This is a genomic window from Nibrella saemangeumensis (assembly GCF_039541915.1).
GTDB classification, from domain to species: domain Bacteria; phylum Bacteroidota; class Bacteroidia; order Cytophagales; family Spirosomataceae; genus Nibrella; species Nibrella saemangeumensis.
The window spans coordinates 41,755-55,713 of sequence record NZ_BAABHD010000032.1; the positions used below are offsets into that span (position 1 = coordinate 41,755).

The 13,959-nt window shown below is 54.6% G+C and carries 13 protein-coding genes; 5 read left to right on the forward strand and 8 right to left on the reverse strand.

Annotated elements, in window-relative coordinates:
- Positions 1–151: 151 nt before the first annotated feature.
- Complete coding sequence (locus ABD949_RS16815; protein WP_345245022.1) at positions 152–397, reverse strand: CsbD family protein; 246 nt, start codon at positions 395–397, stop codon at positions 152–154.
- 279 nt (positions 398–676) lie between these two features.
- Entirely contained in the window at positions 677–1,816 is a 1,140-nt protein-coding gene (locus ABD949_RS16820) for a flavin-containing monooxygenase (protein WP_345245023.1), read from the reverse strand.
- Positions 1,817–1,957: 141 nt separating this feature from the next.
- Between ABD949_RS16820 and ABD949_RS16825 the strand changes: the two genes are divergently transcribed.
- A complete protein-coding gene (locus tag ABD949_RS16825) occupies positions 1,958–2,533 on the forward strand; it encodes a GAF domain-containing protein (RefSeq protein ID WP_345245024.1) in 576 nt (191 codons plus the stop codon).
- 90 nt (positions 2,534–2,623) lie between these two features.
- Here the strand turns inward: ABD949_RS16825 and ABD949_RS16830 are convergent, their stop codons facing one another.
- Together ABD949_RS16830 and ABD949_RS16835 are read right to left on the reverse strand one after the other, a co-directional pair.
- Positions 2,624–3,577, reverse strand: coding sequence for an NAD(P)-dependent alcohol dehydrogenase (locus ABD949_RS16830; RefSeq protein ID WP_345245025.1), 954 nt, complete (start codon positions 3,575–3,577; stop codon positions 2,624–2,626).
- An 84-nt stretch (positions 3,578–3,661) separates the two neighbouring features.
- Positions 3,662–4,606, reverse strand: a complete 945-nt coding sequence (locus ABD949_RS16835; RefSeq protein ID WP_345245026.1) for a sugar phosphate isomerase/epimerase family protein — start codon at positions 4,604–4,606, stop codon at positions 3,662–3,664.
- Positions 4,607–4,774: 168 nt separating this feature from the next.
- Between ABD949_RS16835 and ABD949_RS16840 the strand changes: the two genes are divergently transcribed.
- Positions 4,775–6,919: an FUSC family protein gene (locus tag ABD949_RS16840; RefSeq protein ID WP_345245027.1), complete on the forward strand. Its 2,145-nt coding sequence runs from the start codon at positions 4,775–4,777 to the stop codon at positions 6,917–6,919.
- Between the two features lie 11 nt (positions 6,920–6,930).
- Here the strand turns inward: ABD949_RS16840 and ABD949_RS16845 are convergent, their stop codons facing one another.
- From ABD949_RS16845 to ABD949_RS16855, 3 genes are all read right to left on the reverse strand, one after another.
- Positions 6,931–7,260, reverse strand: coding sequence for a DUF3817 domain-containing protein (locus ABD949_RS16845; RefSeq protein ID WP_345245028.1), 330 nt, complete (start codon positions 7,258–7,260; stop codon positions 6,931–6,933).
- 97 nt (positions 7,261–7,357) lie between these two features.
- Complete coding sequence (locus ABD949_RS16850; protein ID WP_345245029.1) at positions 7,358–8,191, reverse strand: GDSL-type esterase/lipase family protein; 834 nt, start codon at positions 8,189–8,191, stop codon at positions 7,358–7,360.
- Between the two features lie 3 nt (positions 8,192–8,194).
- Positions 8,195–9,547, reverse strand: coding sequence for a sensor histidine kinase (locus ABD949_RS16855; protein ID WP_345245030.1), 1,353 nt, complete (start codon positions 9,545–9,547; stop codon positions 8,195–8,197).
- 179 nt (positions 9,548–9,726) lie between these two features.
- On the opposite strand from ABD949_RS16855, the gene ABD949_RS16860 reads away from it, so the two are divergent.
- Positions 9,727–10,500 (forward strand): hypothetical protein, encoded by a 774-nt coding sequence (locus tag ABD949_RS16860; RefSeq protein ID WP_345245032.1) that lies wholly within the window; start codon positions 9,727–9,729, stop codon positions 10,498–10,500.
- A gap of 13 nt (positions 10,501–10,513) precedes the next feature.
- Here ABD949_RS16860 and ABD949_RS16865 read toward each other — a convergent pair whose 3' ends face one another.
- Positions 10,514–11,473 (reverse strand): methylenetetrahydrofolate reductase, encoded by a 960-nt coding sequence (locus ABD949_RS16865; protein ID WP_345245034.1) that lies wholly within the window; start codon positions 11,471–11,473, stop codon positions 10,514–10,516.
- Positions 11,474–12,042: 569 nt separating this feature from the next.
- Between ABD949_RS16865 and ABD949_RS16870 the strand changes: the two genes are divergently transcribed.
- Positions 12,043–12,264 carry a hypothetical protein gene (locus tag ABD949_RS16870; protein WP_345245036.1) on the forward strand — a complete coding sequence of 74 codons (222 nt, stop codon included), beginning with the start codon at positions 12,043–12,045 and terminating at the stop codon, positions 12,262–12,264.
- Positions 12,265–12,463: 199 nt separating this feature from the next.
- Positions 12,464–13,957, forward strand: coding sequence for an ATP-dependent DNA helicase (locus tag ABD949_RS16875; RefSeq protein ID WP_345245038.1), 1,494 nt, complete (start codon positions 12,464–12,466; stop codon positions 13,955–13,957).
- The last annotated feature ends 2 nt before the right edge of the window (positions 13,958–13,959 follow it).

Here is a 13,959-nt window from a genome sequence, read left to right on the forward strand (position 1 = left end):
AAATCTCGTAGTTACCGAAACAAGTCACGAATGTCAAGGAATCAGGTATGAGCGGCTATATAGCTCAATAAAGAGTGGGGAGTAAAGGCAAGGGACAAAAAAAGCCGGAGCAGTTGCCCCGGCTTTCCTTATCAATTCATTTATCAGAAACTTAATCCCGGTAATCGTCCCGGTAGTTCATCATATCGTGTAATTCCTGCTTTGTTTTACCGGTTTTCTGCTGCAGACGGCCATACATTTCGTCTTTCTTACCGTCGGCATAATCAAAATCGTCGTCGGTCAGATCGGCCCAGGCCTGCTTCATTTTACCTTTGAATTCGTTCCAGCCTCCTTTTACACGGTCCTCAGCGCCGTCGGCGGCCAGATTGTCGCGATTAAAATCATTGTCTCTGTTCATAACGCTCTATAATTAGTTAGTTGATGAATATATAACTATCAGAAGATAAAATTGTTGGCGGTCGATATTGGAGTTGATTTTACAAGTAGCCGGGATTAATTGCTAACGCGTTACGCAGGCGGTTTGAGGAGCGAAACTAAGGCAGTAAAAAAGCCGGAGCAATCGCCCCGGCCTTCTTACATCACAACCTCAGAAAATATCAGATCAGGAGAGTCTCTATGCGGAGTGCAATCCTGTTACGTGATTACTACATACATAACCAATAATACGTAAAAATGTTTACCCATCCATAGGTTGATGTTTCAGCAGGTGCTGCAGCACCCGCTCCGAGTCCATATGAATGCTCCGAAGGATACCGGTGAGGGGCGTGGTGAAGCCCAGAAAGTATAATCCAGCCAGTTCAGGCTGGGTAAACCACATGCGCCGGGGATACCCTTTTTCATCCAGGATGCGGTCGGCCAGCGGACCCAGTATCGGAGCCAAACCAGGCCGGTAGCCCGTGGCCATAATGATCGCATCGAAGGGTATCTCGCGATTGTCGGTAAACGTAACGCTTTTCGCATTAACCTGCTGGATACCGGGTACCACGGTGATGTGGCCGGCTTTGATCTGGTCCAGCGTACCCAGGTCGATTACCGGAATCCGGCCGAGCTTCCGGATCTGGTAAGAGGGTGGGTAGGGTGGCTTTTGCAGCCCGTAGGCCGATAAATTGCCGACCGTCAGCCGCTGCGACAGGCCCGCCATCAGGTCATAAAACCAGTTCGGAAATTTGTTAAGAAAGATGGCCGTGGGCTGTGTCGGTCGCCCGAACATATCACGCTTCACGACGTTGACCGGGCCACGCACAGAAATAAAGGGCTTTGCCTTGTATTCGTACAGATCCAGGGCAATTTCGGCCCCGGTGTTGCCCATACCCACCACCAGCACCTGCTCGCCGGCGAAGGGTGCTCCGTTGCGGTAGTCGCGGCTGTGCCAGATGATACCCCGGAAATTACGCTGCCCCGGCAGCTCAGGCTGATAGGGAATGCGGTTATAGCCGGTAGCCACCACCACCTGCGGAGCCGTGAACTGATCGGTCCGGGTATCGACCAGCCAGTGGCCGTTGGGGTCGCGACGAATGCCGGTCACCTGCTGATTGAAAAGAGGTTTGATGCCGAAATGTTCGGCGTAACGCTCCATGTACTCCACCAGTTGCAGGCGCGACACGTAGCGGGGGTAGTGATCGGGGAAGGGCAGGTGGGGGAGGGCCGAGTGTTCTTTCACCGTATGCAGGTGCAGCCGGTCGTAATGCTGCCGCCAGGCATAGCCAATGTATTCGCTGGCCTCCAATACGGTAAAAGGTACTTTATGGTGAGCCAGCTGACCGGCAATGGCGAGCCCGGCCGGTCCGGCTCCAATAATTATCGTTGGATTTATCATGCGTTAGAACAGGTGCAACTGCGTATATAGTGTTGAGTTACAGGAGCGTAGTTGGCGTTGTAATTTAATAGTAGTTTAATCAGCGGCATCGGTAAAGTATGGAATTTTGTAGGCAGATAAAGTGCTCACCAGAACTCTATTATGAAAGCTGCTTCCATACCTGCTAACGAAGAAGTCCGCCTGAACGCGTTATCGTCGTATGGTATCCTTGATACCTTACCCGAGGAAGAATACGACAGCATAACCCGTATGGCTACCGAAATCTGCCGGACGCCCATTTCGCTGGTCAGCCTGATTGATAAGAACCGGCAATGGTGCAAATCCCGGCAGCGCCTGAAGGTGACCGAAACGTCGCGTGAGGTGTCGTTTTGCGCCCATGTCCTCCTGAATCCCGAGCAGCTTTTTATCGTGCCGGACGCCCGGAAAGACGAGCGGTTTGCCGATAACCCCCTGGTGACCGGCTATCCCAATGTGGTCTTTTACGCGGGTGTGCCGCTTGTCGATCAGGATGGCTTCGCGTTAGGTTCGCTCTGCGTAATCGACAGCCGCCCCCGCACCCTGACCGAAAACCAGCTTCTGTCACTGAAGGCGTTGGCTAAACTGGTAACCACCCACTTCGAGCTACGGCGCACCAGACAGGAGCTGGCAGAAACCCGCCAGGCGCTGGCCGATGCACGTAATAAGTCCGAAACGGCTACTCGTTCCTCTACAGCGTAGGGGAGTGAATAGCATACCGGTATGCTACTTATCAGATAATTCGGGCTTTAGTATGTAAATGTTCCTGCTGCGTACCGGAATAATAATAACCTACTTTTCTTCATCGGTATGGTTGATGGCCACCACCAGTTTGCCGGTTGCGTGGCCGCTTTCGCTGTGCTGGTGGGCTTTCGCAATTTCGCGCAGCAGATACACATGCTCGATTACCGGCTCCAGCCGGCCGGCGGCTACCAGCGTCAGCAGCCACTGCATATCTTCCTTGCTGAACTTCATCGCTACCGTTTCGGCTTTCTGGGTGGTAAAGGTAGTGACCACATCCTGAAAAATCTGGCTGGCCGACGGCACCGCGGCAATGTAAACCCCATCGTCGGTCAGTGCCTTTTTGCAGTCGGTGAAGGAGCGTTTGCTCACCGTGTCGAAGATGATCCTGTACCGGTCGGGCTGCAGCGTAAAGTCGGTTTTCTGGTAGTCGATCACGCGGTTGGCTCCTAACCGGCGGACCAGTTCGGCATGGCTTTCGCTGCACACGGCCGTAACGCGTCCGCCCAGAATACCCGCAATCTGAACAGCAAACGTACCCACGCCACCCGCAGCGCCGTTGATCAGCACCGGGTCACCGGGCCGCAGGTGACCCAGATCCCGCAGGGCCTGCAGGGCCGTCAGACCCGCAACCGGGATCGCAGCCGCCGGCACAAAGTCAATGTCGTCGGGCAGTTTTACGACGTTCTTCTCGTTGACCAGGGCGTATTCGGCGTAACCGCCCCCGTCGGCACCCATTTCGGCGACCACGCGATCGCCGGGTTGAAAGTCGGTTACCATCAGCCCGACGGCCGCCACTTCGCCGGCGCACTCGGCTCCCAGAATTTTAGGAAACTTGCCCGGCAAAATTTTGGAGATTCCTTCGCGCAGTTTCCAGTCGAGCGGGTTGATGCTGGTGGCGTAGACGCGGATCAGGACATCGTGGTGGTCGGGCACCGGTTGGGGTACCTCCTGAAGTTGCAGAACGCTGCTGTCGCCGTTCTGGTTAATTACAACTGCCTTCATAGATGAAAAGATGGGGGTGAATGCTGTTTCTGCAATAACCATTTTCCCGCGAAAACGTCTATGAAGGCAGTTGGCCCGTACTCATCAGATGCCGCCGGTCATGGCTTTCATCTTCGCCATAGCGGTCTGAACTACCTGTTCGGCCGGCTGGGCATAGTAATTCTTGTTAAATACCTCCAGCGACAGCACAATGGGCCGCTCCGGGTTGCGGATCGTTTGCAGAATCCGCCGGATGGGGGCGACCCCATCGCCGGGAAATACGCGGTCGGCATCGGTAATTACCTCCGGCGACAGCGTAGACGGGTAGTCGTTGACGTGGAAGATTTCGATACCCGGCTTACCGACCAGCGGCAGGCTGTCCAGGCTCGATTTGCCTTTGTAGAGGTGGTATACATCCAGCAGCAGCCGGGCGGAGGGGTGACCGCTCTCAACGGCCACGTACATGACATCGCTCAGCCGGTTCAGGTTGGCCGAGAAGCCCCAGAGTTCCAGGTGGGGCACCACGCCCGACTGGTCGCCCAGTTCGAGAATGGCGCGGTAGCGCTCTGCCGCCTTGCGCAGATCCAGGCCCGGCGTCTGGGTAGCACCCATCGGAGGGGAGGCAATGCGCCGGCAGCCAATCTGGGCCAGTTGGTCCATTTCCCGCTTCATCTGCTCCAGCCCTTTGGCGCGGGTGGCCTCGTCATCAACAATCCACTGGGCGAACCCGATGGCCTGTTCGGCTTTTATGCCCAGATCGTCCAGTCGCTTTCTGGCTTCGGCCAGGGTACCGCCACTGTTCAGAAAGTCCTGCAAGGTATTGATCCAGATTTCGACGGAGCGGAACCCGGCTTTCGAGGCTATTTCAAGTTCCTTGACAAAGCCCAGTTTCTGCCCCCGGATGGTACTCATGTTGAGGCAGTGGATAAAAGCGGGAGCCGCTGCTTTAGGCTTCGGCTGGGCCTCGCTGACGCGGGGCAGCAGGGCGGCTCCGGCCGTAGCGGCCAGGGTGGTTAACAGCTGACGGCGGTTGGGTAAGGATTCGGTCATGGGTTTTCGGGGGTATTGAACGCGCAAAATAGGAATTCTTTTCGGTAAAAGACCAGGACCTGCGCGGCCTACTACGTATGGCGGCTGGGGTGACTGAACCACAGCCCGCCGTCAGCCGTTACTACAAGGACGAATCAGCTTTATGCGGCTGTTCACCAACCTGTAGGAATGAGAAAACAGCTTCGCAGCATTCAATACTTCTTTTTTAGTCAGTACTTCTCCGATGGGTTGCGTACGACCCTGGCCATTCTGCTTCCGGCGCTCGTTGTTGGCCAGCTTCACACGTTCGATACCGGTCTGATGCTCTCGCTGGGTGCCCTCTGTGTGAGCATTACCGACATACCGGGGCCCTGGCAGCATAAGCGCAACGGTATGCTGGCCTGCGCGCTTTTTGCCTGGGTGGTCGCCCTCATTACCGGATTTGCCCGGCTGAATACGTATGCACTTGGGCTGGAGATCCTGCTGTTCAGCTTTTTCTTTTCCATGTTTGTGGTGTATGGCAACCGGGCTGCGGCCGTCGGTTCGGCCGCGCTGCTGGCCCTGATTCTGATGATGGACCGCCCGCTCCAGCCTGCTGGGGTGCTGGTGCACAGTGCGCTGATTCTGGTTGGTGGCCTGTGGTACATGGGCGTCAGTTTGCTGTTTTTTCGCATCAGGCCGTACCGGCTGGCGCAGCAGGCACTGGGCGAGTGCGTACACGAGATTGCCCGATTCCTCGCCGTGAAGGCCCGGTTCTACAATACAAACAGTAATCTTAAGGAAGGCTACCAGCAGCTGGTCACGCAGCAGGTGGTAGTGAGCGAAAAGCAGGAGGTGGTTCGGGAAATCCTGTTCAAAAGCCGCCAGATGGTAGAAGAGCCCACCGACATCGGCCGGAGGCTCGTACTGATTTTTGTGGATACCGTCGACCTGTACGAGCAGATTTCAGCCATGTACTACGACTATGCCGCGCTGCGGAAGCGGTTTGGGCATACGGGGGTACTGGACATGATCTCCGCGCTGATCAGCCACCTGGTCGATGAACTGGACGAGCTGGGTCTGGCGATCCAATCTAACCAGTCGGCCGCATCCAACACCGATTTCGACAGCCGGCTGGAGCAGCTGAAAGCCCGCATTGACCAGGTAGGCGAAACCGAAAGCAACCTGGTGCTGAAAAAGATACTGGTCAACTTCCGCAACCTGTACCGGCGTATCAACGATATCCGGCAACTGCTGGTGAGCCGGGCCGCCAGTCAGGAAGGCCGCTGGATCAGCCCCGACTATACCCGGTTCGTGACCAGCCAGCGGATTGAGCCCGCCGGGTTTTTCACTAACCTCACGTTAGAGTCGTCGGTGTTCCGGCACTCGCTGCGGACGGCGCTGGCTTGTCTGACCGGTTTTGTGGTGATCAACCTGCTGGCATACGGCCAGCATAGTTACTGGGTGCTGCTGACGATCACCGCCATTCTGAAACCCGCTTTCAGTCTGACCCGGCAGCGGAACTACGAACGGATCGTGGGAACCCTGGCCGGCGGGGTTATTGGGGTGCTGATTCTGGTATTTGTTCAGAGCCAGACGGTGAAATTTGTGTTCCTGCTGATCTTTATGATAGGTCTGTACAGTTTTCAGCGCAAGAACTACATCGTCATGGTGGTGTGTGTGACGCCCTTTGTGCTGATTCTCTTCAACATCATGGGCCTGGGCTTACTGGGAATTGCCGGAGAGCGCGTGCTGGATACGCTGATCGGCTGCGGCATTGCCTTCGCGGCCGGTTACCTGATTTTTCCGAACTGGGAATCGGAGCAGGTGACCCGGTATATGGCTGCAGTGCTGAAGGCCAACGGGCATTATCTGGTGCAGTTGGCGCAGACGCTGGCCGGTAAAGAGGTACGGCTGCCGGAGTATAAACTGGCCCGAAAAGAGGTTTATGTCAGCTCGGCCAACCTGTCGGCGGCTTTTCAGCGGATGCTGTCGGAGCCCCGCAGCAAGCAGCGCCACCAGAGCGAGCTGCTCGAATTTGTGGTGCTGAACCATATCGTATCCTCCAACATTGCCACCATCGCTTCCGATCTCATTCACCGGCAGCATTATGCGTACCCGGCGGAGGTCGTAAAACCGGTAAAGCAGGCGATGGCGCTGGTGCAACGGGCGCTCCTGGCCCTCGAACCCACAGCCGAACTACCGGGCGCCGATAGCGCCGAGGTATTGGCGAACGAGCCGGTAGAGACGCTCCGCGAAGAGGATCGGGTGCTTACCGAACAGGTACGCTATATCGAGAAAATCAGTGAGGATATACGCCGGGTGACGGAGACCGTAGCCGCCGGTTCGCCCTGACTGTACGCCGTTCAGGAATTGACCGGAGCAGGGTTTGTTTTCTTGACCGCCTGCTCTTCCCGTTTTAACTGCTTGTCGAGGTAGAAGGTACCAAAGGGTACCAGCGAAGCAATAAAGGCAAAAACAACGCGCCCGAAGCTCCAGCGCCGGTCTATGGCCGCCCCCAGCAGCGTAACCAGATAGGCTACAAACAGGACACCATGCGCCCAGCCTACCACCTTGACCACTTCCGGAATGCCGGCCCAGTATTTCAGCGGCATGGCAATGCCAAGCAGCACCAGATACGAGATACCTTCCAGTAAAGCAATGAGCCGAAAGCGTCCAAGCGGGGTTTTCAACATATGGGTAATCATCAACAATTCTTTGTTTTAAAACGTATCCACGATAGGAGATACCTGATAAACACCCCGGCTACTTCAGTTAGTTCGCTGTGTCTGATCAGTATTTTCTGAGTAGCCTGACCAGCTTACGGCTGATTATGGCATAACCTGCGTCGGAGGGGTGCAGGCCGTCGTACGTCTGGTCTACAGCACCGTCGGGATAGGGGTATTCATCCGTTTCGGGATTGAAGGGGATTTTGGTGTATTCAGGATACGGGTAGTTGTGGTAAACACCGGTCTGGGGGTTCTTCAGGCGCTTGTACTTAACCAGCTTCTCCAGCCGTAATGCCCGCGTGTGGTACAGGTCTACTACGGGAATCCGCTCCAGCCGGCCAATGGAATCAATAGCATTGGCAAAGGCTTCGAGCGGCTGACCGTTCTTGGGCTGATAGGAGCCAAACGCATTGTTTTTAAAGTTAAACAGGTAGACGAAGTCTGACCGCTGCATGGGGGTAATCAGAACGAGCCGGGCCTGCGGATTCAGGCTGCGAAGTTTGTTGATAATGATACGGAAGGAGCCATAAACGGTGCTGTTACCGGCATTGGCCTGGTAATCGGCCAGCCGTCCCAGGGGCCGACCCGCCCACCAGTCGTTGGTACCCAGAAACACGGTGTAAATATCCGCTTTGGTCAAACTTAGCTGCTCAATGGACTGGGCGATGCGGCCGGCCGTCCAGCCGTTATGCCCCTGATTCGTGTATTGGATATTGGGCAGCTTTTCGGTCACCCGGGTCATGTACCCTTTGGTAATCCGGTTTTTTGTTTCGTTGGGGTGCTCATTCAGATAGGTGATGGAGTCGCCGATGGCTACCCAGGTAAGCGGCTTGCGGGTGAAGGCGCTGCATAACCCCAGCAGGGCTACCAGCAGAAGGACTATCTTTTTGCTGTTCATGGTCTACTCGGTACTGGAAAATTTTCGGGCGATCAGCGGCACCACCACGCGGAAGGTGTCGCCGGTCTCCTGAATGGCAATGTCGGGCTGGTTCAGCAGCTTATATTTCTCCGCAATATTCAGCAATCCTTTTTGGGTCGAGTTCAGTTTGCTGTTGGGCTTGCGCTGCAGGTTGTTGCTGACGGTAAGTGATTCGGCTTTGTCCGTAACAATCCGGATGCGTAGCGGCTGGTCGGCCGAGACAATGTTGTGTTTCACCGCGTTTTCGACCAGCAGCTGGAGTGTCAGGGGGGGCAGCAGTCGTTCGCGGACGGTATCGCTGATCGCAATGTCGAGGTGAATACCCTGGCCGTAACGGGTTTTCAGCAGGTGGTAATAGGAGTTGATAAAGCCGATCTCCGTACCAACCGTTGTTAATTCCCGCTCGTTGGCCTGGAGCAGGTAGCGGTATACGCTCGACATCTCATCGACAAACTGCTCGGCCTTGTCGGGGTCGTCGGTGATCAGCGAGGACAGGGAGTTGAGGCTGTTGAACAGAAAGTGCGGGCTGATCTGGGCCTGCAGCGCCCGCATCTGCATTTCGGTCATTTCCTGTTTCAGTCGATGCACCGCCAGTTCGGCTTCCAGTTGCTCGCGCTGCCGCTGTTCGCGTTCGCGGGCCAGGGCCTGTTCAAAAACGGCTTTCTTCACGGCTTCCCGGCGGTGGCGGTAGGTCAGGCCCAGCGAAAAGCAGACCAGTTCCAGAATAATGCCCAGTTGCAGGTAGGCGAGGGGAACCTGCCAGACGTTAGAGACCTTGTTGTAATCATCGCTGAGAAGGGTAAGCGCCATGGCTACTAATCCCCCAACGACCAGAAAAGCCGAACCGGAAATAAAGTACCGGGTTACCGGCTCCCGGCGCTGGTAGATTCTGGCAATGATGTAAACCGACAAGACGGCCAGCATGACCCGCACCACCGTGTGCAGCAGTTCGTGAATGGGTTGCCGCCAGTAATCGGTAAAAAAGCAGAAGACGACCTCCGTCAGAGCATACACGATCAGCCCGGCCTGCATGTACCGGAACAGGCGCAGCAGGTTAGGCCTGGTTTCGCGCAGGTTCAGAAAGGCGTTGGCAAAATCGTAGTAAATAAAATAGGCCACCATGGGGCCGGTTACGCGGATGAAGTGCCAGCCCGGATAGGTTAGCTGGCTGATAACGCCCGGCGACCGCAGCCAGAAATAGCTTACCCAGACCAGCATATAGGCCGTGTAAAGTCCGTAGATCCGTTCGCGGTACAGATACCACTGCACACTGTTGTACAGCAGCATGGCCATGATCATGCCCAGGAAGATAAAGCGCCAGTTGTCGTAATTCAACGGTATCGGCAATTGGTGGTAAAAACGGCAATGAAGGTACGAAGAAACCGCCGGTTATGGCAACTTTATGGCGGCTTTTAGTGACCGGAACCAGTTACAGGTTTTTTGATCCATTCATCCTAAATTTTACCGGCCAAAACAAGCCCGAACTATCTTTATCAGACAGCAACCCATTACTTATGACCCTCGACCAGCCGCTTTCTGCCTCGTTTGATCGTGACCATGCCATTCAGTTGAATGACCGGGCCGCCTTTCCCGGTCCCTGGATTGGTGGTACAAGCCTAATCCTTGGGCCGCTTCTCCTTCTTACCGGGGCCTTGCTCCGCATCCAGTTTCATTTTTTTTTCCCACAACAGTTAGCGGCCTTTGAAAGCCACCCCGCCCTGATCACGGCCGCCTATAGTGTTTATGCGCTGGGTAATGTTGTCCTTTGCTTTGGCATTCTGTACCTGGTGGCCCTGATCAGGCAATGGGATCGGGTTTGGGCCTTTTGGGCGGGAATGCTGGTCCTGACCGGCCTTTTTACCCGGACTTTCCACGCGGGTATCGATCATATGGCTCTGCAGCTGGTTCAGGTTCAGAGCCTAGACTCAGCCACCAAAGCAGTATCTGATTCCTACAAGGTGTTTCACATTTTCCGGTACCTGAACGGCTATATTATGATGGGCTGGCTTTGCGTGGCCATCGCCACGTACCGGGCCCGGATTCTTAGCCTGCCTATGGCCATCGCGCTGGGCCTGATGGTTATTGTTCCTTTCGGAACGCTTAAAGGCACCGAAATCCGGTCGATAGGCCTGATCGGGTTGTGCATCGCGCTGATTCCGTTGGGTATCCGTGTGTTAAAGCAGGCCCCACCACTGAGCCGACGCGCTAAGCTATGGATAGCGATCTTTATCATCGTAGAACTCATTTTTGTGCCGCTTTCCATCCTGTACCCTGCCCTGATGAACTAATGGCTTTGAAAACCTACGCAGCATACCTCTTTTCCTGTAGTGACTTTCTTACCCCTTTCTCCCGGAGCATCTGACCGATTCTGTTGGCCAGTTCGATGGACGCTTCGATCTCAGCTTTTCGAATGGCCACGCTTTCAATATTAAAGCCGAACGGAATGGAGCGTTCTGTACAGTATGTGATCAGCGCGGAGGCAATGTCGAGGCATAACCTGACCGATTTGTCAAGCATATCCTCTGAGCGTTTCAGCTCTTCTTTTAAGGTATCGGGTACGTGAATACCCAACCACTCCATAAACTGAAGCGTTTTTACCGATCCGCAGGCGGTAAGCGTGAAAATGATCGTGGGTGGGGCGGTCTGCTGCCGGTTGCAGCGGAGCGCCAGATCGTCGATCACCTGCCTGGCATAGTCCAGATTGAACACACACTGGGAAATAAAGTACGATACCCCGCAGCTCATCTTATCCAGTATCCTGACATCCTCATCGTTCAGCAGATGATGCCGTTCGGGGATGGTTACCGCACCGATCACGGAGGTATCCCGGTGTTTGCTCCATATCTGGTAGGCGTCCGGCAGGCTGGTCTTTACCGGATAATCCGGTACCGGTACACCCACAAAAACAGGGTAGAAGGTATGCTCATGGAGGGTCTCCAGCCAGTCGGCCAGCTCGTCGGCCGAAAATTTACCGGCGGGCCGATAGATGATTTTAGGGAGGGGTAAACTCTCCAGGTAGCCGGAAGCAAAAACCAGCGGATCGAGTGCCGTTAAAAACGGAAAGGGCCGTTCGTCGGCGGTACGGGCCGACTCATCCTGCACATCATACACGACCAGGGCATCGATATCCAGGTTAGCGAGTCGTTCCATGGTTTTCCGGGCAATCTCGGCAATGCGTTCCGGTTCGGTATTGGCTTTGGGTGGGGTGATGCCGTACAGCAGCACGCCCGACTCGGCCGATTTAATCTTCTCTAAAAACATGAGTTATCAGGTTGTTATCTTCAAGCGGTTTATCTCCGACTTGCTATCGGAGATATCAATAGTCAAGCCTTACCAGGGCAGATGGCCAATTTACGTTTTAAAATGCGTTCTCTTACCCCCATAGTTACCCTCCTTCGTTTGCCGCAGCAGGCAAGCGCTGTGAGTGTAGCCAGCTCTAAATCGCAGAGGTCTTGTAAAAACACGCCATCGTTGGCGTGTTCGGCTCCATCGGCGAATTTCCAGCGGGCTTTAAATTCGGTAGACATCACGGTAGATAAAGGTATAGCCGGGTATTAAAAGCAGCAATATAGTGAGTTAGCCACATAGGTAAAATAACCAGAGCGCAGCAGCGTCATCAGTTTGATCTAGACATAGTACTCATATGAGATAAAATGAAAGATTAAACATTCTTGTAGTGAGGACGTTAGTTCTTTAACCAGAGCTGACGGTTACAACGTCAAAATGATTTTTGTCATTGCGGGAATTACTATTTACCGTTTATATTTTCAATTTTTAAATAACTTTTTCATTACCAATGAGTTAAGTTAATAATACTCAACTACACCAACATGAATGATCTGGGGCTTGCCAGTCATGACTATAAGGCAGCCTACGCCTTCAATCAGCAGTACAAGGTTGGCGACATGGTCATTGTCAGAACGGTCCATGACCATACATTTGGTGGCTCCCTGGTTCGCCCGGCTATTGTCTTACATGACCAGGTAATCATTAATCTTGAGGCTGTCCCCGAGTGTTTTTTATTGAAGCAGGTTCTACCGAAGCTTAAGTAATACAACCGCTAATTCGATCCGTTACCACCGGGCATCGGCCGATGTCCCAAGCGTGAAAGGCCTGACTCTGGATGGCTCCCGCTTAGTCGGGGTTACCCGAAATAAGGGTTACTTGCCGGGCAATCAGCCGTATTTAGTGACCAGAACAACCACCGGCAGTCTGATTGGTAAAACGGTGATTTTTTCGTAATTTAGAGGTATGAATGATACGCAGACGGCGGCCCAGTTACTGGCTAAACGTTTCCCCTATAAACCGACCACCGGGCAGCTTCAGTTTTTTGAGAAGATCGGTACCTTCATCACCCGCGAAGACTTCGAACATTACCGGGATTGCTTTCTGTTACGTGGTTATGCCGGTACCGGTAAGACCACCCTCATCAGTACCCTCATCAAAGTGCTGCCCCGCTTCGGCTATAAATCGGTGCTGCTGGCCCCTACGGGACGGGCGGCTAAGGTGATGGCGAACTATGCCAAAAAGCCGGCGCAGACTATCCACCGGAAAATATACCGGCAGGTAGCCGATCCGGCATCAGGCAGCCTCAGCTTTCAGCGCCAGCGCAACTACCACGAAGATACGCTGTTTATTGTGGATGAGGCTTCCATGATCTCCGACGAAGCCGAACATGGCTCACAGGGGCTGCTGTCTGACCTTATTGACTTCATCTTTGAAAACCCCGGCAATAAGCTGATGCTGGTGGGCGATACCGCGCAGTTGCCCCCGGTGGGCCGCGACATCAGTCCGGCGCTGGACAAAGGATTTCTGGCCCGAAACTTCGACATGACCGTGTACGAGCAGGAACTGACCGAGGTAATGCGGCAGGATGAAGAATCGGGTATATTGCTGAACGCTACCAGCCTTCGCAGCCTGCTGGGCGACGAGGTGGGCCCACCGCAGACCGACCTGCTGGGTTTTGATGCCCTGGTGGCCGAGCCAACTCAGAAGCCGACCGGTGCGCTGGCCATCCGGCTTGACACGCGAACGTACCGCGACATCTACAAAATGCCCCTGACCCGGCTGGAAGACGGTATCCGCTACGCTTATGACAAGTATGGCCGCGAAAACAGCGTCATTCTGTGCCGGTCCAACAAGATGGCGGTGCAGTATAACCAGTTTGTCCGGCGCATGATCAACCAGTGTGAAGAAGAACTCGACGCCGGTGATATGCTCATGATTGCGCGGAACAACTACACCACGCTGGAAGAAGACTCGCCCGCCGGTTTTCTGGCCAACGGCGAGTTTGCCGAGGTGCTGAAGATCAGGAAGAAAGAAGAAATGCACGGCTTCAACTTTGCCACCGTGACCCTACGGCTGATCGACTATGAGGAGCAGCCGGAATTTGAGGCCAAGATCATCCTGAACACGCTGCACTCCCCCTCGCCGTCGCTGAACTCCGATGAGCACCGGTCCCTGTACGAGAGCGTGATGAAGGATTATTTTTACATCAAGTCCAAGAAGGAGCGCGCCGAAGCTATCCGGCGTGACCCCTACCTGAACGCCCTACAGGTGAAGTTTGCGTATGCGCTCACCTGTCATAAAGCACAGGGGGGGCAGTGGAGTGCGGTTTTTATCGATCAGGGTTTTCTGCCGGAGGGTCAGGTCAAAAACGAGTTTGTGCGCTGGCTGTATACGGCCCTGACGCGGGCGACCGACGAGGTGTACCTGATGAACTTCAGCCCTCAGTTTTTTGGCTAATC